The following is a 17,750-nucleotide window of genomic DNA, read 5'->3' on the forward strand; positions in this document are numbered from 1 at the left end:
CCGCCGTCGCAGCCCGCCCCCACCCGAACGCACGCAACCCGCCGTCGCAGCCCGCCCCCGCCCGCGTGGACGGCCGTCGCGGGCCGTCCGCCCGGTCCCCGGCAGCACGGCGGGTCAGTCCTGGTAGAACAGCGACTCCACCACGGCCCGGGCCCGCCGGGCCGTGCGCCGGTAGGCATCGAGCATGTCGCCCGCGTGCCCCGGTCCGTACCCCAGATAGCGCCCCACCGCCGCCAGTTCCCGGGAGTGCGACGGGAAGGTGTCCCCGGCCCGCCCGCGCACCAGCATCACGGCGTTGCGCACGCGGGTCGCGAGCACCCATGCCTCGTCCAGGGTCGCGGTGTCCTCCGCGGAGATCAGCCCGGCCTCCCGCGCCGCCCTCAGGGCCGCACGGGTCCGGGTGGTGCGCAGTCCCGGCACCTCCCAGCCGTGCCGCAGCTGCAGCAGCTGCACGGTCCACTCGACGTCGGACAGTCCACCCGGCCCGATCTTGGTGTGCAGCTTGGGGTCGGCGCCCCGGGGCAGCCGTTCCGACTCCATCCGGGCCTTCAGCCGCCGGATCTCCCGTACGGCCTCGTCCCCCAGGCCCCGCTCCGGGTAGCGCAGCGGATCGATCAGCTCGACGAAGCGGCGGCCCAGCTCCTCGTCGCCGGCGACCGGTTCGGCACGCAGCAGGGCCTGCGACTCCCAGACGAGGGACCAGCGGCGGTAGTACGCCTCGTACGACTTGAGGGTCCGCACCAGCGGTCCGGACTTGCCTTCCGGCCGCAGGTCGGCGTCGATCAGCAGCGGTGGGTCGGCGCTCGGCAGCTGGAGCAGCCGGCGCATCTCGCTGACGACCCGGTTCGCGGCGTCGGAGGCCTCCCGCTCGTCGGCCCCGTCCTGCGGTTCGTGCACGAACAGCACGTCCGCGTCGGAGCCGTAACCCAGCTCGTGCCCGCCGAACCGCCCCATCCCGATCATGGCGAACCGCGTCGGCAGGGTGTCCCCCCAGCCGTCCCGCACCACGGCCCGCAGCGTCCCCGCCAGCGTCGCCGCCGTCAGGTCGGACACGGCCCCGCCGACCAGGTCGACCAACGCGCCCTGGTTCGCCTCGACGGTCTGGGCCTCGGTGCCGTAGGAGCCGACGATGTCCGCGGCGGCCGTACGGAACAGTTCCCGGCGTCGTACGCCACGGGCCGCGGCGACCGCCTGCTCGCCGTCGTCGGCACGGCCTACCGCCGCGAGGATCTCCTGCTCCAGGTGGGGCCGGAGCCGTGGCTCCAGTCCCCCGCCGTCCCCGTCCCCGAGCAGGGCCACGGCCTCCGGGGCGCGCATGAGCAGGTCGGGCGCGAGCCGCCCGGCGGACAGGACGCGGGCGAGGTTCTCCGCCGCCGCGCCCTCGTCCCGCAGCAGCCGCAGATACCAGGGCGTCTTGCCCAGCGCGTCCGAGACCTTGCGGAAGTTGAGCAGGCCGGCGTCGGGATCGGCGGAGTCCGCGAACCAGCCCAGCAGCACGGGTAGCAGGGTCCGCTGGATCGCGGCCTTGCGCGTGACCCCGGACGCCAGCGCCTCCAGGTGCCGCAGGGCCGCCGCGGGATCGGCGTAGCCGAGGGCGACGAGCCGCTCGCGGGCCGCCTCGGGGCTCAACCTGACCTCGCCGGGCGCGAGTTGGGCGACCGCGTCGAGCAGGGGCCGGTAGAAGAGCTTCTCGTGCAGGCGGCGCACGACGGCGGCGTGCCGTTTCCACTCGCGGTTCAGCTCGGCGACCGGGTCGGCGCGCAGGCCCAGGGAGCGGCCGAGGCGCCGCTGGTCGGCCTCGTCCTCGGGCACGAGGTGGGTGCGGCGCAGCCGGTAGAGCTGGATGCGGTGCTCCATGGAGCGCAGGAAGCGGTACGCGTCCGCCAGCTGCGTGGCGTCGGCCCGGCCGACGTATCCGCCCGCGGCCAGCTCCCGCAGGGCGCCCAGGGTGGACCCGCTGCGCAGCGAGGCGTCCGTCCGCCCGTGCACCAGCTGCAGCAGCTGCACGGCGAACTCGACGTCCCGCAGGCCGCCCGGGCCGAGCTTCAGTTCCCGCTCGACCTCGGCGACCGGGATGTTCTCGACCACCCGGCGCCGCATCTTCTGCACGTCGGCGACGAAGTTCTCGCGCTCGGCGGCCTGCCACACCAGGGGGCCGACGGCGTCGACGTAGTCCGCGCCGAGTTCCAGGTCGCCGGCGACCGGGCGGGCCTTGAGCAGGGCCTGGAACTCCCAGGTCTTGGCCCAGCGCTGGTAGTAGGCGAGGTGGCTGCTGAGCGTGCGGACCAGCGGACCGTTTCTGCCCTCGGGGCGCAGGTTGGCGTCGACGGGCCAGATGGAGCCCTCGACGGTCGTCTCGGAGCAGATCCGCATCATGTGCGAGGCGAGCCGGCCGGCCGCCCGCAGTGCCTTGGCCTCGTCGGCGCCCTCGACGGCCTCCCCGACGAAGATCACGTCCACGTCGGAGACGTAGTTCAGTTCGTTCCCGCCGCACTTGCCCATCGCGATCACCGCGAGCCGGCACAGCGCGGCGTCGTCGGGCGCGGCGTCGGACGCCAGGGCGAGGGCGCGGCGCAGCGTGGCGGTGGCCAGGTCGGCGAGTTCGGCGGCGGTCTCGGCGAGGTCGATCGTGCCGCAGACGTCGCGGGCGGCGATGGACAGCAGACAGCGCCGGTAGGCGACGCGCAGGGAGACCGGGTCGGGGGCCTCGGCCAGTCCCCGCTCGAACTCCTCGACCCCCGGATGCAGGTCGCGCGGCTCATAGGTGACCAGCGCCTGCCAGTCGCCGGCGTGCCGGGCGAGGTGGTCGGCGAGGGCGGTGGAGGCGCCGAGCACACCGAGGAGCCGGTCGCGCAGGGGCTTGGAGCCGGTCAGGGTGTCGAGCAGTTCACGGCGTGCGGTGGGGTCGGGCTGCGCCTCCAGCAGGCGGGCCAGGCCGTGCAGGGCGAGATCGGGGTCGGCGGTGGCGCCCAGCGCGTCCAGCAGGACGGGATCGTCGCGTACGGCGCCCAGCCCGGCGGTCTCCAGCAGCCGCTCGGCGGCGGACGCGTCGGTGAAGCCGTGCCGCAGCAGCCGGGTGAAGGTACTGCTTCTGCGCCCCGGCGTCATCCTCGCCCTCCCGTCCGGATCAACGTGGTACGAGCCGAGCCTAACCGGCCCGCCCCCGACAGGCGCCGACAAGTTCGACCGGGCCGGCCCGCGACAGGCCCCGACCGGTTACGCCGGCCCGCCCGCGACAAGCGCCGCTGTCCTCCCCCCGGCAAAGGTGCCGATGAGTCGCGCCCAGTCCACCCGCGACAGGCCCCGACCAGTTACGCCGACCCGCCCACGACAGCCGCCGAAGACCTCCCCGCCCCGCATGCGAAAGCTGCCGACGAGTCCCGCCCAGCCCACCCTGCTGGTGCACGCCGGTCCGCCCTGGCGGCGAACCGGCATCCCCTGCCCTGCTCCGCAGGAACTTCGTTTCCTCCCCGGCCTGAAGGCCGGGGTATCCACAAAGGAGAGCCCCGATGAACGGCACACCACCACAGACGCTGCTCGACGCGCGCTACAGCGACGCGACGGCCACCGCGACCCCCTGGCCCGTGGCCGAGGCGCTGCTCAAGGAGGCCGAGCTGTTCTGGATCTCGACGGTACGTCCGGACGGGCGGCCGCACGTGACGCCGCTGCCCGCCGTCTGGTCGGACGCGGCACTGCACTTCTGCACCGGCCCCGAGGAGCGCAAGGCACGCAACCTCGCCGGGAATCCGCACGTCGTCCTGACCACGGGCACCAACCTCTGGAACAGCGGCTACGACCTGGTCGTCGAGGGTGAGGCGGTCCGCGTGACCGACGACGGCCGGCTGCGCGAACTGGCGGCGGCCTGGGAGGCGAAGTACGGCGACTTCTGGCGGTTCGAGGTGCGGGACGGCTGCTTCCACCACGGCCCGGGACACGCGTACGTCTATTCGGTGGCGCCCCGCACGGTTTTCGGCTTCGGTAAGGGCGAGCCGTTCAGCCAGACCCGCTGGCGTTTCGACGATCCGGAGGAACACTGATGGACTTCACGCTCGAAGTGATCCCGCTGCCCGTGAGCGACATCGACCGGGCCCGCGACTTCTACCGGGACAAGGTCGGGTTCCACGTCGACATCGACCAGGAGGTCATGCCGGGCATGCGGATCGTCCAGCTGACGCCTCCCGGCTCGGGCTGTTCGATCGCCCTCGGCGACAGCATCTGGGACATGGCGCAGGGCCAGACCAAGCCCGAGCCCGGCTCCTACCAGGGCCTGCAGCTGTGCGTCGCCGACATCAAGGCGGCCCGCGCGGAACTGGTCGAGCGGGGCCTGGAGATCTCCGAGCCCGTCCAGTACGCCCCCGACGACGGCGCCACCTTCATGTACTTCAAGGACCCCGACGGCAACGGCTGGTCGATCCAGGAGTACCGCCGCCGGGCCACGGAGCCCCTGCACCAGGTGGTGCGGGACTCGGCGGACCGCCGGCGGTGACTCGTACCACTCCTGCCGCCTGTTCAGGAAGTGGCGTCGGCCGGAAGCCGCTCCGCGCAATTGACGTCGGAGCAGCAGAAGAAGAAGGATGATGATGATGATGAAGGGGTGCGGAAGCTGCACCCCCGCGCCCTGCGCATATGCATGGGTGTCTGACCTGGGCTTTTCCACTGGGGTTCGTCGAAGGTCAACGATCAGGGGCGCCCGCGCCCCGTAGTTCCGTGCCCAGGTCAGACCATGAAGATCAGCTCAGGAGCGCAACGCGTCGACGGGCTCCATGCGGGAGGCCCGCAATGACGGGTAGAGACCGGCCAGTAGTCCGACAAGGGCTCCGGCGACCGGGGCTCCGCAGGCGAGACGGACGTCCAGAACCGGAGTCCAGTCCCTGATGGCGGAGACGGTTACCACGACAACCATGCCAAGGACGGCGCCGATGACGCCGCCGAGGAGTCCGATGGTCGTCGACTCGACCAGGAACTGGCCGGCGACCTGTCGTCGCGAGGCCCCGAGGGCACGGCGCAGCCCGATCTCTCCGATCCGATCCATGACCGTCACCAGCGTGACGTTGGCGATGCCGATGGCCCCAACCACCAACGAGACCAGTCCGAGTACCAGGAACAGGCCGTTGACGTCGCCCTGTACTCCCTTGCGTGCCTTGGTCAGGTCGGGCGGTGCCGTGACGGTGAGGGCGTCCTCGGCTCCGGGAGCCAGCGCGATCGGTGCCTGGTGGGCGACCTGCTTCGCCGCGCCGAGCGCGGTGTTGATCAGTACCCGGGTCACCACTCCGAGCCCCAGCTGATCCTTGGCTGTCGTGGGCGGCAGGATCACTGCGGTGGAGACGTGCTGTTCCCGTTCGGCTCCGCCGAGAATTCCGATCACGGTATAGGCCTGGCCCTTCAGGAAGACCGCTGGGGAGTCCTGAACCGAGCTGATGCCGAGGAGCCGTGCGGCCTGGTCGCCAAGCACCGCCACCCGGTCGTGCCTGGCGATGTCCCCGTCGTCGAAGAAACGCCCGGCGGCCATCCTGCCGCGCACCGCGGCGGGAAGCGTGGGGGAGGCCGCGAGGACGGCCATGGTCTGGCCGGTGATGTCTCCGGGAGCGACCACGTCGTTCGCACGTACCTGAACGCTCGCGGTTTCCCGGGAGTCGGCGATCGCGGCCACCGAAACGACCCCAGCCAGCCGCCGGACCGCGTCGACGCCCGACCAGTCCACGAGCGGGACAGGGTCGGCCGACACGGGTGGCGGGGGTACCACCACGGTGACCGAGGTGGCGGTGAGGGAATCGAAGCGACCGACGATCTGGTTGCCCGCCGTGGCCGACACTCCGATGGTGATGACCAGGGTCGTGATGCCCAGAACCGTGCCCAAAGTGGTCAGGGCGGAGCGCGTTGGACGGGCGAGCACCCCTGCCAGGGCCTCGGTCCACAGGTCCCTGAGGTCCATCCGGGGACGCTCGATGACCCTCGCGTCGCCGCGACGCCGTACACGTCCCCGGCGAACGGTGTTCCGTCCGCCGGCGCGCCGGTCGTCGATCAGTGGGCCTGCCGGATGCGTCGGGGCCGCCGACTTCAGGACGCGCGTTCGGGCCCTCATCGGCTCTCCTCGATGAGCCGTCCGTCACTTATCCTTACCCGCCTGTCGGCCCGCACGCTGACCGCCTCCTCATGGGTGATGACGACCAGGGTCATGCCCTGCTCGCTCAGCCGGTCGAAAAGGTCCAGCACCGACTTGGTGTTCTCACTGTCGAGGTTGCCGGTGGGCTCGTCGCAGAGCAGCAGAGCAGGCTCGCTCATCAGCGCCCGGGCGATCGCGACACGCTGTCTTTCACCACCGGAGAGCTTGTCCGGCCGGAAGCCGACCCGGTGCCCCATGCCGACCCGCTCCAGCGCCTCTTCGGCTCTTGTGCGGCGGCCGGCGCGGCCGCGTCCGGGGAGCGGTCGTCGGTAGGCCTCGGCCAGCATGACGTTCTCGTCCACCGTCCGGTAGGGCAGCAGATGGAAGGACTGGAAGACGAATCCGATCCGGCTGCCGCGCAGCGAGGTGCGCTCCAGGTCGCCGAGCGTGTTGGTTTCCACCCCGTCGAGCCAGTAGGAACCCGAGGTGGGGCGGTCCAGCAGTCCCAGGGTGTTGAGTAGCGTCGACTTTCCGGAACCGGACGGTCCGACTATCGACAGGTGCTCGCCGCGCCGGACGGTCAGGTTGACGTCGCGCAGGGCATGCACCGGCGGTTCGGAGTCGAAGGTCCGGTTGACGGAGACCAGTCGGATGACGACGGTGTCCGGGTCGGACGCGGGGGACGCCGCCGCGACGGACGTCGGCAGGCCGGTCATTGGCCGACCACAACCTGATCGCCCGCCTTCAGGGCGTCACCGGACGGCGTGACCTCCACCTGCCCCTCAGCGGAAAGACCCGGCTTGACGGAGACCTCCACGACAGTGGTGCCACGCCGGACCCGAACCATGGCATGCCCGTCGGCCGACGTGTGGAGCGCGGCGATGGGCACCGTCAACACGTCACCGGTCGAGGAACCCACCTCGATGGTCACCTTCGCGGACCCGTTGGCGTTCTTTGTCAGCTTCCCCGCCGGGATGGAGATCTGCACCGGTACCGGGGCCGAGGCGTCACCGCTACCGCCGCCCGATGTCTGCGGTGCGTTCGTGTCGTCCCCCGCGTCGTTCTTCGGCACATCGTCGCCGAGTGCGACCAGTTTCCCCTCCACCTCCTTGCCGTCGGGGGTCTCCACCCGCGCCGTCATGCCCTTGTGGAGCAACGATGCGTCGTTGCCCGGCACCACGGCCTGCACCACCACCTCGGAGCTTGTCACCGTGCCGACTGGTCCCGAGGGGGTGTCACCGATCTTTATGGACACCTCGTCCAACCGGGCCGGAAGGTCCGACAGGAAGACGATCTCGCCCGCAGGGACCTTGGTTCCGTAGCCGGCCCGGAAGGCCGAGAGTGCGGCGTTGGCCGTGTTCAGCTGCTGCTGTGCTGCCCTGAGCCGGAGCCTTCCCTCTTCGCCTCCGGTGCCGGCGTCGTCGCCAGGGCCCTCGGAGTCGCTGCCGGGATTCTGTGCCGCGAGGAGGGCCTGCTGTGCGGTGGTCACATCCGCTTCCAGCGTCCCCAGCCGTTGCCTGTCGGCGAAAGAGGGCTCCTGCGCGCGGTAGCCCTTGCTCCCGTACCAGCGGCTCACGGCCGCGGCGTCCTCCTGCCCGTACGTCCCGGTGGGCCCACCGGGGGCGAAGCCGAGCCGGGCCAGGGCCTGCTCGAGTTGCTTGACGTCGTCTCCGGACGCGCCGGGCCCGAGCGTGCGGTACATCGGAACGGTTCCCCGCAGCACCATCACGGGTCGGCCGCTCACCTGCATCAGTACGTCGCCCTCCTTCACCTCCGTCCCCGCGACCGGTGCCTTGGTGACCCGCTGGACGATGGCATCACCTGCCCCGGAGTCGCCGGAGCCGGAATCCGGGGAGCCGACGGGCCCGGCCAGGTCCAGCCGTTGCGGTGAGGCGTACTCCACCGAGCCCTGGGCGACCACGGTCGCGGTCAGCGACCGCCGCTCGACCGCGACGGTGACCGGTCCCGCCTTCGGTGGTCGGTGCGCGGCAGCTGCGTCCGCCGGCGACTGCATCCGGGCTCCGGCGAACCATCCGCACGCTCCCACCAGTGCCACCCCGCCGACGATGATCCCCAACTGCTCGGGGCGGCTGCGTGCCCGTTTGCGGCGCCTCACCCGACACCGTCACCGCTGGTCGGGGCCTTGAAGAACTTCGGGAAGTAGGCGGCCCGGAATTCCCTGCCGCACTCCAGGTCCTGCATCGCCTGCTCGATGTCCCTGGTGAGCAACGGCAGGGCCTCGTCCTTGCTCATGGACTTCACGGGGGTCCCATCGGCGTTCACGTCGCCCGCGCTGGACCCGGGGGGAGCGGAGGTGCCCGCCCGGAGCTTCACCATGTCGCCGATGCCGGTCGGTTGCGTGGTCGTGACGGGTATGCCGTGGTCCTTCAGGCACGAGGCGTAAGACTGCGCCAGAGCGACGAGTTCGGGGTCCCCGTTGAGCGCCTGCGCGTTCGTCTGATCCTCTGCCGCGGCTTTGGCACTTTGCTCCTTGGTAGAAGCGGAGCCGTAGACACTCTTGTAAGCCGACGTCAGGCAACCGTCCGGCAGCTGACCGCTGACCTTCGCCTCCCGTCCTGGGACACCCATCGCTTTGTCGTAGGCGGCCTTCTGCGCGGGAGTGAGTGCGGAGACGTAGTCGGCGTTGGCTGTTTCGGCCGAGTTCTCCAGGGACGCCCGGCTGCCCAGGGCCTGGGGATCGTTGGGGTAAACGATGCCGGCGTAGACGCCGAAACCGTACTTCTGCCGATACTTCTTGGTCAGCTCGTAGTCCGCCCCGTCGGTCGCCCAGGAGGCCATGGGGTCCTCGGGGGCCACGGGGGTGTAGATGAACCCCTGCTCCTTCATGCAGGCTGCCTTCGCGTTCTCCAAGAGGTACTGCTTCTTGAGGTCCGCGCTTGCGTTCGCCGGAACGTCGAGTTGCCCCGACGACCCGGCCAAGGGCTGACCCCCGTCCGCCGAGTGAGATGCCGTGCCGCTGCAGGCCGCCAGCAGCGGGAGCAGACTCACCGCAACGGCCAGTTTCCGAACAGGGCGGGATGTGGACATGCTCTTCCGTTCGATCGAGAGGATGGGTGTTGCGTATGGGCCCGGGGAAACCACCCATCGCGGGCGTCGCGGCCTGTGCCCATGTCGACGGCATCAGAGCGGCGGAGCACGGCACCATGGGCGGCCCGGCCTTCACGACCTCGGGGTGTCACCTGAGTTCGAGATTGGCGTCCGCAGGTGATGGCCACAGGTTCGGACGATGACCAAGTGGTAACAGCCGGTTCTGAGCCCTGCGTGTACCACCAAGTCAACGCGGCTCGTTCAAGCTGCCTCCCGCGGACCACTGGGCAGCCTGGTTGTCGCCGATTCACGGCACTCGCGGCCCAGTGACGAAGTGGTCGTTCTCGTCGTAGGGCCAGGCGTTGGCGATGCATCCGTGGAGGCCCTTGATCTGCTGCATCATCACGGGGGCCAGTTGGCCGGGGCCCGCGCAGGTCCTGTGCGTGTAGCCCAGGAAGTGCCCCATCTCGTGGTTGATGATCAGCGCCCGGTAATCATGAATCGGACCGTCGAACGTGGGCGAGCCCTTGACCCACCGCTTGAGGTTCACCACCACCCCACCGGGGACCTCGCAGTTGTATTCGCCTCCGGTGTCCTGCTGGATGCCCGCCCAGCACAGGGCGTCCGCCGTCCCCGGTGTCGCGATCGTGACGGTGAGGTCATGAGGCTGTCCCGCGCTCACCAACTGGAACGAGTAGGCCGGGTTGTGGGTCCAGCCCCGGGGGGCGGCGAGTATGTCGGCGATCTCGTCCGCCGCTTGGGTCGGCGAGATGTCGAGGCCGGTCTCGACCTTCACCACGTACCGGAGTGGACGCGGACCTTGGCCCACCTTCGCACCGCCGGCCTGCGCCGGGACGAACGTGCCGACGCCCGTCGAGGGAACGTCGATCTCGCTGGGCGTCGGGGTGGGGCTGGGCGTCGGAGCGGGCGTCGTCGTGGGAGCGGGCGTGGTCGTGGAAGCCGGCGTGGTCGTGGAAGCCGGCGTGGGGGTGACGGGTGGCACGCTCCGTGGGTGCGGCGCACCGCTCGACGGGTCGCTTCGCCCCTGGTCAAGGAAGAGCGCGCCGGAGCCGAGCAGGCCCGCGGCCACCAGGGTGCCGCCCAGGTACTTCCGGCCCCGGCGGCGCGAGGCCCGGTGACGGCCACCGCGGTGGGAGGCCACGGCGCTGCCAGTGGTTGGTGCGTATTCCCGCTGTCGTGCCGAGTGCATGGCCATTCAAACTGGGGATTTCAGATGATCGCCACGAGTTCGAACCATCACGAACCGGTAACGAGCAGTCGCGCGGTCGGTCGGGTGGCGTTGCCTGTCGGCGGCACGCCGATGTGACCCTTCTGTCACAGCTCCCGAGAGGGCTCCTTCGCAGGCGGGCGGCCCAACGCGATCTGCCTACACTGGCGAAGTGCCACGAGTCCTTATTGTCGAAGACGACCCAGATGTCCGTAAAGCCGTCCAGCTGGGACTGCGACACCAAGGGCATGACGTTCTCGCCGCCGAAACGGGTGAAGAGGGATTGGAGCAGCTCGGTCCCTTCCGTCCGGACGTCGTCGTACTCGACCTCATGCTGCCCGGCATGTCCGGTCTCGACGTATGCCGGCGGATCAGGCATCGCGACCAGGTGCCGATCATCATGGTGACTGCCAAGGGCGACGACATCGACGTGGTCGTGGGGCTCGAGGCGGGCGCTGACGACTACGTGGTCAAGCCTGTGCAGGCCCGGGTGCTCGACGCCCGAATACGGGCTGTACTGCGCCGGCAGGACGCGTCGGTCTCCGGCGCCGTCCGGCCCAGGGCGGAGTCACACGGTCAGCTGGTGATCGACCGGGCCGGGCTCGTGGTGACCTACCGTGGAGAACCCGTCGCGCTCGCCCCCTCCGAGCTTCGGCTGCTGCTGACCCTGTCGGCCTCGCCCGGCCAGGTCTTCAGTCGCCAGCAGTTGCTGGAAGCCGTCTGGGAGCACAGCTACTACGGCGACGTCCGGCTCGTGGACGCCTGCGTGAAGCGATTGCGCGGCAAGCTCGGCGAGCTCGGCGGGGATCCCCGGTACATACAGACCGTACGCGGCTTCGGTTACCGCTTCGGTTCCCCGTGAGCGGCCAGAGATCCCTGCGGGCACGCAGGCACGTAGGCAAGCGCGAGTCCGTCGCAGCCGAGCCGGTCCCCAGGCCGGCTAGATCCTGTCGGTCGGTCCTGGCCAAGGTCCCGCTTCCGCTGCGCGGCCTTCGCCCCCGCCTGGTGGTGGCCTTCGTCCTGGTGGCCATGGCCAGTGCCCTGAGTGCCGGAGCCGTCGCCTTCCGGGAGGCACGCACGGGGGTGCTCCAGCAGAGCCAGGACTCCGTCATACGTCAGTTCCGCACCAGCGTCGACGCCGTGGTGGTGGACATTCCCCCGGCGCCGAGCCGGAGCCACCTGCAGAAGGCGGTGCACCAGGTACTCCGGGCCAACCAGTCACAAGGGTGGCGGGTCCTGGCCACGTACGGCAGTCTTCGCGCCTACGCGCCGCACGCCGACTTCGACATGCTCAGCCCGGAACTGCGCCGGTCCGTGGACACCACACGCGCCGCGGTGTTCCAGCGGGTGAACGCCGACGGGCGTCCCTACCTCGTCGTCGGAATGCCGGTCACGTACAACAGCGGCGAAGGCACGGAGTCCAGGCTCTCGGGGATGGTGATGTACCTGGTGGTGCCGCAGGCCACCGAACAGGCCTATGTCGAAGCGATGGTCAGCGCCATCGAGCACGCCACCCTGGTGGCGCTCGGCCTTGCCGTCGTCCTGGCGTTGCTGGCCGCGAGCGGCGTACTGCGTCCGGTACGGGCGTTGCGCCGGGCGACACGTCGGATGGCCGAAGGACACCTCGACGTCCGGCTGGTCGTCAACGGTTCCGACGAACTGGCAGACCTCTCGCGGTCCTTCAACCACATGGCGGCGGCCTTGGATCTTTCGGTCGCGGAGTTGCGCCGCCTGGAGGCCCAGGCCCGTCGCTTCGTCGCGGACGTCTCCCACGAACTGCGGACGCCGTTGGCGGCGATGTCGGCGGTCACCGACGTGCTGGACGCGAGCGCGCCGCATCTGAACCGGGATGCCGGGGAAGCGTTGCGGCTGATCAGCGAGGGAACCAGTCGGCTGAGTGTGCTGGTGAACGACCTGATGGAGATCTCCCGCTTCGACGCCGGCGCGGCCGAACTCAGTCTGGACGAGATCGACCTGGCCGAGTTCGTACAGCGCACCCTCGCCGCCAGGGGGTGGCGCGGCCGAGTGGAGACCCACCTGCCCCGACCGGGCACACTTCGCACGCGCGTGGACCCGCGCCGGCTCGACGTGGTGATGGCCAATCTGCTCGGCAACGCGCTGCGGCACGGGGCCCCGCCGGTGCGGCTGGCCATCGGCGTGAGACAGGAGCGAGCGGACATGGCGTGGGCCGTCATCGAGGTGACCGACAACGGACCGGGCATCACCGAGGAAGCCATGCCGCACATCTTCGAGCGCTTCTACAAGGCGAGCACCACACGAACCAGAAGCGAGAGCAGCGGACTCGGCCTGGCCATTGCGGCGGAGAACGTGCACCTGCACGGAGGACGCATAAGCGCCGCCAACCGTCCCGGCGGCGGAGCGGCGTTCACGGTCGAACTCCCCCTGCAGACCGACATCGCAGCCGCCGACCACGACTTCACCGCGGGTGCCCGGTGAAGGGCCGGCGCGTGACGGCGTTGCTGGTCGGCCTCGCGGCCGCACTGACGCTGACGGCGTGTGGAGTTCCCCCGTCCGACGTCATCCAGGCCGGTGAACCGGCGAGCGGTATGTACTCCCCCCGCCCGAAGCCCTCCGAGCCGGGCGTTGTCTTCCTCTATTTCCTGGACGACGGTGATCCGACGGCTTATCCCCGCAAGATCGGCGATACCGCGGACCTCGGGAACGTCGTGGACCAGTTGTTCGGCGGACCGACGAGAAGCGAGGCCGTCACCGCCACCACGGAGCTGCCCCGCCTGGCGGATACACCGGCCGTGACGGTCGGCGGCGGGAAGGACGTCTCCATCAAGCTCCCCAACGATGTCGCTCCCTTCAGCCAGCCGGCCATGCTGCAGCTGGCGTGCACGGTGGCTCACGCGCGTGGGTCCTTTGTCCCACTGCCCGCGGCCACGCATCAGGACGCCGCCCATACGGCTCCACCCCTCGATGCGCAACGCTCCCCCACACACACGAGCGTCAGTGTGCTCGGGGACGGATGGACGATGAGGCAGTCGGACGACTCGTGTCCCGACCCTCCGCAGCCGTAGGAGGAGCCCGGGCATGGTCCCGGTACTGGCAGAGATACTTGTTCGACTCATCTGCACCCTCTTTCATGCTCTCGGATCCGTCACGGTCTGCAGTGGTTGTCTTGGACGAGAACCGATATCCAGTCGTCCTGCGGTGCAGACGGGGTAGTCGCGGCCGGCGCCTCACCGGGACGATCGAGCCAAGGCGGAAGCGGTGCGTAGCTGCTGGCGAGTCGGTGCAGCTGTCGCAAACAGCCGAACTCGCCCGCATGGTCCGGCAGCAACTCGAACTTCAGCCGTGAAACGGCGGGCGAAGCAGTGGTTTGAGGTGACCGAGCAGCGAAGCTCCTGGTAGATGGGTTGTTCGCCCTGGAGCAACCTTGTCCGCCGGGAGCTTCGCTGTACCCCGAACCGTTTGCCAGTGAGCGGCAGTTCCACTCCCCCTGAGGAAGTACTCACCCCCACCGAGGCGAGGCCCTCGGCATTCGACGGGAGCAGCGGGGGTGGCATTCCCACTGCCCCCACCGAATGCCGAACGTCAAGGCCGTACCCAGTCAATGGCGGAGCGGTCGAAGGCCTGTGCGGACGTCATCGACGAAGTACTCCGGCTGCTCCCATGCAGCGAAATGTCCGCCCTTGGGAAGCTTGTTGTAGTGGATCAGGTTCGGGTAAGCCTTCTCGGCCCAACTCCGCGGAGGGCGGTACATCTCGGTGGGGAAGACGCTGACGGCGACGGGCAGCTTGACTCCCTTGGCGCCGAAGAACGAGATACCGGCCCTGGCGTTCTCCCAGTACAGGCGCGCTGCGGAGACCGCCGACCTCGTGAGCCAGAACAGGGTGATGTTGTCCAGGACGTCGTCGCGCGTCAGCCCTTCGGGCTCTCCGGCGACGGACCGGGAGATCATCTCCAGACTCTGCCAGTCATGGTCGAGCATGAAGGCGGCAAGGCCGACGGGCGAGTCGACCAGACCGGCGAGTGACTGGGGGGCCGTGCCCATCTCGTAGGCGTAGGGGACATCCGCGTAGGCCGATCGCAGCTGCTCGACGGCCTCATTCTCTTCTGGGCTGAGGGACACATCGGCGGGCAGGGGGGCACCGCCTTCGATTGCAGTCATGATGTCGGGCGGTACCGCGTTGGCCATGTTGGTGTGGAAGCCGATCAGGCCTTCAGGCTCCTGGAGCCCCATCTGTTCAGTGACGATCGCACCCCAGTCGCCGCCCTGCGCCGCGTACCTTGTGTACCCCAGGCGTTTCATGAGCTCTGCCCAGGCCGCCGCCATCCGCTTGGGGTTCCAACCTGGCGCTGTCGGTTTCTGGGAGAAGCCGTAGCCAGGCATCGAGGGCACTACGAGGTGGAACGCGTCGGACGCCTCCCCGCCGTGGGACGTGGGGTCGACGAGCGGGTCGATGATCTTCAACTGCTCGATGACCGAGCCCGGCCAGCCGTGTGTCACCAGTAGTGGCAGGGCGTCCTCGTGCTCGGAGCGGACGTGGATGAAGTGGATGTCCAGTCCGTCGATCTCGGTGACATAGTGCGGAAGAGCCTTCAGCTTCGCCTCCACCTTGCGCCAGTCGTACTCCTCAGCCCAATACCGCGCCAGTTCCTTCAGCGTGGCCAAGGGCGTGCCCTGCGACTGATCGTCGACAGTCTCCTTCTCCGGCCAACGTGTCTCCCGGACACGCCGGCGCAGTTCCTCGAGCTCCTCGTCGGAGAACTCAAAGGTGAAGGGGCGGACTGCCGTTGGTTCAGAGGAGTCGGACATCTGACTCTCCTTTGCGCAGTAGCCCACGCGGTGCGCCATGGCGTACCGCGCCCCGCGCGGGAAGGAAGGAGTCCCCTGGCTGCATACGTCGGTGGGAGGCGCTTAGCGGCGACGAGCGACACTTACGCTACGCAAGTTTAGGCAAAGGGAGCATTGCGTGCATGTCGGAAGAACCGGCTGGTCGATACCTGGCGAACTGCCGGCCAGTCATGGACGTACGGTCTGGTCGCGGCAAGGGAAATGCGTCCGTAGCAGTCGCACAGCAGGCCGAACTTCCCCTACTCGACGAGGCGGGCCACCGAAGAAGACTTCGAGGATCCGGCGACGCTTGGCATCTCGGCCTCCCACATCACTCACTTGCCATTCTCAAGCAATTGGGAACCTGCCAACGGTCAGAGTGATACGGGCGATGACGACACTGGGCACAAGCCGCCCGGCTCGTGACGGCGTACACGACAGCACGAACCAGGCGGGCAGGTCTGCGATCGGACCCGCTGCCTGCGTCGCTGTGCGGCGTGCAGCGTAGGAGTCCTCCGCGCGAACGGAGGCTGCCATCCCGGCCGTGGAGCAGGCGTGGTTCCTGGCGTCCAGGTGGAGCGCCCCTGTACGAACGACCCCCTCCTTCAGGGCCGCGCCTGCTCCGCTGTGCCGGCGCCGACGGCGGACGGAATGGGGGGCCCACGGCACACGCCCTCCACAGGCCTGCACTCGCGTACGGTTCCCCGGCCGATCCCGGGCTGAGCGCCCCCGCCGGAGGCACTGCTGTGACGTGCTGCCGTTCTCCGGTGATCACCTCGTGGCCTCCGGCCCTGTCCACTGTGGGCGCGCGTCGGCGCAGCGCGCCCGGAGCGGGCCGAAGGCAGGAGCGCAGCCGGGGCTTTGTCCACGGGGAGAAACTTGAGGCAGCGCCCTGCTTCCGCTCACCGACAAACCCTCCGCCGCCCTGCCTCCAACGACCCAGGGACGGCCCAGGAGCAGTGAGACGCGGCAGGGTCGACGGCCCACACCATCGGCCCTGTGCGTCGGTTCAGCGAGGTACCCGCCCTCACCTGCGCTCACAGCACCGGCAGGTTCTTCCGCAGCTCGAACGCCGTCACCTCGGACCGGTACTCGTACCACTCCTGCCGCTTGTTGCGCAGGAAGAAGTCGAACACGTGCTCGCCCAGCGTCTCGGCGACGAGGTCGCTGCGCTCCATGAGCGACAGCGCCTCCCCCAGGTTCTGCGGCAGCGGCTCGATCCCCATCGCCCGCCGCTCCGCGTCCGACAGCGCCCAGACGTCGTCCTCGGCCCCCGGCGGCAGCTCGTAGCCCTCCTCGATGCCCTTGAGGCCCGCGGCCAGCAGCACGGCGTAGGAGAGGTAAGGATTCGCCCCGGAGTCCAGCGAGCGCACCTCGACGCGGGCGGACCCCGTCTTGCCCGGCTTGTACATCGGGACGCGGACCAGCGCGGACCGGTTGTTGTGCCCCCAGCAGATGTACGACGGCGCCTCACCACCCGCGCCGGCGGTCCGCTCGGAACCGCCCCAGATGCGCTTGTACGAGTTCACCCACTGGTTGGTGACCGCCGAGATCTCCGCCGCGTGCCGCAGCAGGCCCGCGATGAAGGAGCGGCCGACCTTCGACAGCTGGTACTCGGCGCCGGACTCGTAGAACGCGTTCCGGTCACCCTCGAACAGCGACAGGTGCGTGTGCATGCCCGAACCGGGGTGCTCCGAGAAAGGCTTCGGCATGAACGTCGCCTGGAGGTTCTGCTCCAGCGCCACCTGCTTCATGACCAGGCGGAACGTCATGACGTTGTCGGCGGTGGACAGCGCGTCGGCGTACCGCAGGTCGATCTCCTGCTGGCCCGGGGCACCCTCGTGGTGGGAGAACTCCACCGAGATGCCCATCGACTCCAGCATGGTGATCGCCTGGCGGCGGAAGTCCATGCCGACGTTGGTCGGGGTGTGGTCGAAGTAGCCGGAGTTGTCGGCGGGGGTGGGCACGGTGCCGTCGACCGGTTTGTTCTTCAGCAGGAAGAACTCGATCTCCGGGTGGGTGTAGAAGGTGAACCCCAGGTCGGAGGCGCGGGCAAGGGCGCGCTTGAGGACGTAACGGGGATCGGCGAAGGACGGGGAGCCGTCCGGCATGAGGATGTCGCAGAACATGCGGGCCGTGCCCGGCGTCTCCGCACGCCACGGCAGGACCTGGAAGGTGGACGGGTCGGGCTTGGCGATCATGTCGGACTCGTAGACCCGGGCGAAGCCCTCGATCGCGGAGCCGTCGAAGCCGATTCCCTCGTCGAAGGCCTGCTCCAGCTCGGCCGGGGCCACGGCCACGGACTTCAGGAAGCCCAGCACGTCCGTGAACCACAGGCGTACGAACCGGATGTCGCGCTCCTCCAAGGTCCGGAGCACGAACTCCTGCTGCTTGTCCATCTTCCGATTCCCCATCCTTGCTGGTCAGGCGCCTGATTCCCGCGCACGGGACGGTCGGGCACCTGAGCATCCCACCACAACACCATTTCATGCGCGTTGCGCGTCCCGATCGCCCGAGCGTCCACGGCCTGAACGGCTCTCGTACGGCAGGTGTACTGCGCTGTCGCC

Annotated in this window: 13 protein-coding genes; 5 read left to right on the plus strand and 8 right to left on the minus strand. The window is 69.5% G+C overall.

Annotated elements, in window-relative coordinates; genetic code table 11:
• Positions 1 to 114 precede the first annotated feature (114 nt).
• Entirely contained in the window at positions 115 to 3,108 is a 2,994-nt protein-coding gene (locus tag IPT68_RS10565) for a bifunctional [glutamine synthetase] adenylyltransferase/[glutamine synthetase]-adenylyl-L-tyrosine phosphorylase (RefSeq protein WP_189696906.1), read from the minus strand.
• Positions 3,109 to 3,509: 401 nt separating this feature from the next.
• Between IPT68_RS10565 and IPT68_RS10570 the strand changes: the two genes are divergently transcribed.
• Both IPT68_RS10570 and IPT68_RS10575 read left to right on the plus strand, forming a co-directional pair.
• Positions 3,510 to 4,037, plus strand: a complete 528-nt coding sequence (locus tag IPT68_RS10570; protein ID WP_189696905.1) for a pyridoxamine 5'-phosphate oxidase family protein — start codon at positions 3,510 to 3,512, stop codon at positions 4,035 to 4,037.
• Positions 4,037 to 4,486, plus strand: a complete 450-nt coding sequence (locus tag IPT68_RS10575; protein ID WP_189696904.1) for a VOC family protein — start codon at positions 4,037 to 4,039, stop codon at positions 4,484 to 4,486. Before IPT68_RS10570 ends, IPT68_RS10575 begins: the two co-directional genes overlap by 1 nt.
• Before the next feature lie 249 nt (positions 4,487 to 4,735).
• On the opposite strand, the gene IPT68_RS10580 is transcribed toward IPT68_RS10575, so the two are convergent.
• From IPT68_RS10580 to IPT68_RS10600, 5 genes are all read right to left on the minus strand, one after another.
• Positions 4,736 to 5,932, minus strand: coding sequence for an ABC transporter permease (locus IPT68_RS10580; protein WP_189696903.1), 1,197 nt, complete (start codon positions 5,930 to 5,932; stop codon positions 4,736 to 4,738).
• A 146-nt stretch (positions 5,933 to 6,078) separates the two neighbouring features.
• On the minus strand, positions 6,079 to 6,819 hold the full coding sequence (locus tag IPT68_RS10585) for an ABC transporter ATP-binding protein (RefSeq protein ID WP_189696902.1): 741 nt from the start codon (positions 6,817 to 6,819) through the stop codon (positions 6,079 to 6,081).
• Entirely contained in the window at positions 6,816 to 8,219 is a 1,404-nt protein-coding gene (locus IPT68_RS10590) for a peptidoglycan-binding protein (RefSeq protein ID WP_228040358.1), read from the minus strand. The genes IPT68_RS10585 and IPT68_RS10590 overlap by 4 nt, the downstream gene beginning before the upstream one ends.
• Positions 8,216 to 9,112: a hypothetical protein gene (locus tag IPT68_RS10595; protein ID WP_228040360.1), complete on the minus strand. Its 897-nt coding sequence runs from the start codon at positions 9,110 to 9,112 to the stop codon at positions 8,216 to 8,218. Before IPT68_RS10595 ends, IPT68_RS10590 begins: the two co-directional genes overlap by 4 nt.
• 346 nt (positions 9,113 to 9,458) lie before the next feature.
• The gene (locus tag IPT68_RS10600) at positions 9,459 to 10,367 is read right to left on the minus strand and encodes a DUF3152 domain-containing protein (protein WP_322734597.1); all 909 of its coding nucleotides are present in this window, start codon (positions 10,365 to 10,367) and stop codon (positions 9,459 to 9,461) included.
• A gap of 184 nt (positions 10,368 to 10,551) precedes the next feature.
• On the opposite strand from IPT68_RS10600, the gene IPT68_RS10605 reads away from it, so the two are divergent.
• From IPT68_RS10605 to IPT68_RS10615, 3 genes are all read left to right on the plus strand, one after another.
• Positions 10,552 to 11,241 carry a response regulator transcription factor gene (locus IPT68_RS10605; RefSeq protein ID WP_189696899.1) on the plus strand — a complete coding sequence of 230 codons (690 nt, stop codon included), beginning with the start codon at positions 10,552 to 10,554 and terminating at the stop codon, positions 11,239 to 11,241.
• Positions 11,242 to 11,408: 167 nt separating this feature from the next.
• On the plus strand, positions 11,409 to 12,836 hold the full coding sequence (locus IPT68_RS10610) for a sensor histidine kinase (RefSeq protein ID WP_189696898.1): 1,428 nt from the start codon (positions 11,409 to 11,411) through the stop codon (positions 12,834 to 12,836).
• Between the two features lie 11 nt (positions 12,837 to 12,847).
• Positions 12,848 to 13,423: a hypothetical protein gene (locus IPT68_RS10615; protein ID WP_228040364.1), complete on the plus strand. Its 576-nt coding sequence runs from the start codon at positions 12,848 to 12,850 to the stop codon at positions 13,421 to 13,423.
• A 533-nt stretch (positions 13,424 to 13,956) separates the two neighbouring features.
• Here IPT68_RS10615 and IPT68_RS10620 read toward each other — a convergent pair.
• Complete coding sequence (locus tag IPT68_RS10620; RefSeq protein WP_189696896.1) at positions 13,957 to 15,165, minus strand: epoxide hydrolase family protein; 1,209 nt, start codon at positions 15,163 to 15,165, stop codon at positions 13,957 to 13,959.
• A 1,055-nt stretch (positions 15,166 to 16,220) separates the two neighbouring features.
• On the minus strand, positions 16,221 to 17,582 hold the full coding sequence (locus IPT68_RS10625) for a glutamine synthetase family protein (RefSeq protein ID WP_189696895.1): 1,362 nt from the start codon (positions 17,580 to 17,582) through the stop codon (positions 16,221 to 16,223).
• Positions 17,583 to 17,750: the final 168 nt, after the last annotated feature.

It is taken from the genome of Streptomyces chromofuscus (assembly GCF_015160875.1).
Taxonomy (GTDB): Bacteria; Actinomycetota; Actinomycetes; order Streptomycetales; family Streptomycetaceae; genus Streptomyces; species Streptomyces chromofuscus.

What these genes read in the sequence shown, in the direction of transcription:
- IPT68_RS10565 (WP_189696906.1), bottom strand. Translation starts at nt 3,108, where the DNA reads ATGACGCCGGGGCGCAGAAGCAGTACCTTCACCCGGCTGCTGCGGCAC.
- IPT68_RS10570 (WP_189696905.1), top strand. Translation starts at nt 3,510, where the DNA reads ATGAACGGCACACCACCACAGACGCTGCTCGACGCGCGCTACAGCGAC.
- IPT68_RS10575 (WP_189696904.1), top strand. Translation starts at nt 4,037, where the DNA reads ATGGACTTCACGCTCGAAGTGATCCCGCTGCCCGTGAGCGACATCGAC.
- IPT68_RS10580 (WP_189696903.1), bottom strand. Translation starts at nt 5,932, where the DNA reads ATGGACCTCAGGGACCTGTGGACCGAGGCCCTGGCAGGGGTGCTCGCC.
- IPT68_RS10585 (WP_189696902.1), bottom strand. Translation starts at nt 6,819, where the DNA reads ATGACCGGCCTGCCGACGTCCGTCGCGGCGGCGTCCCCCGCGTCCGAC.
- IPT68_RS10600 (WP_322734597.1), bottom strand. Translation starts at nt 10,367, where the DNA reads ATGGCCATGCACTCGGCACGACAGCGGGAATACGCACCAACCACTGGC.
- IPT68_RS10610 (WP_189696898.1), top strand. Translation starts at nt 11,409, where the DNA reads ATGGCCAGTGCCCTGAGTGCCGGAGCCGTCGCCTTCCGGGAGGCACGC.
- IPT68_RS10620 (WP_189696896.1), bottom strand. Translation starts at nt 15,165, where the DNA reads ATGTCCGACTCCTCTGAACCAACGGCAGTCCGCCCCTTCACCTTTGAG.
- IPT68_RS10625 (WP_189696895.1), bottom strand. Translation starts at nt 17,582, where the DNA reads ATGGACAAGCAGCAGGAGTTCGTGCTCCGGACCTTGGAGGAGCGCGAC.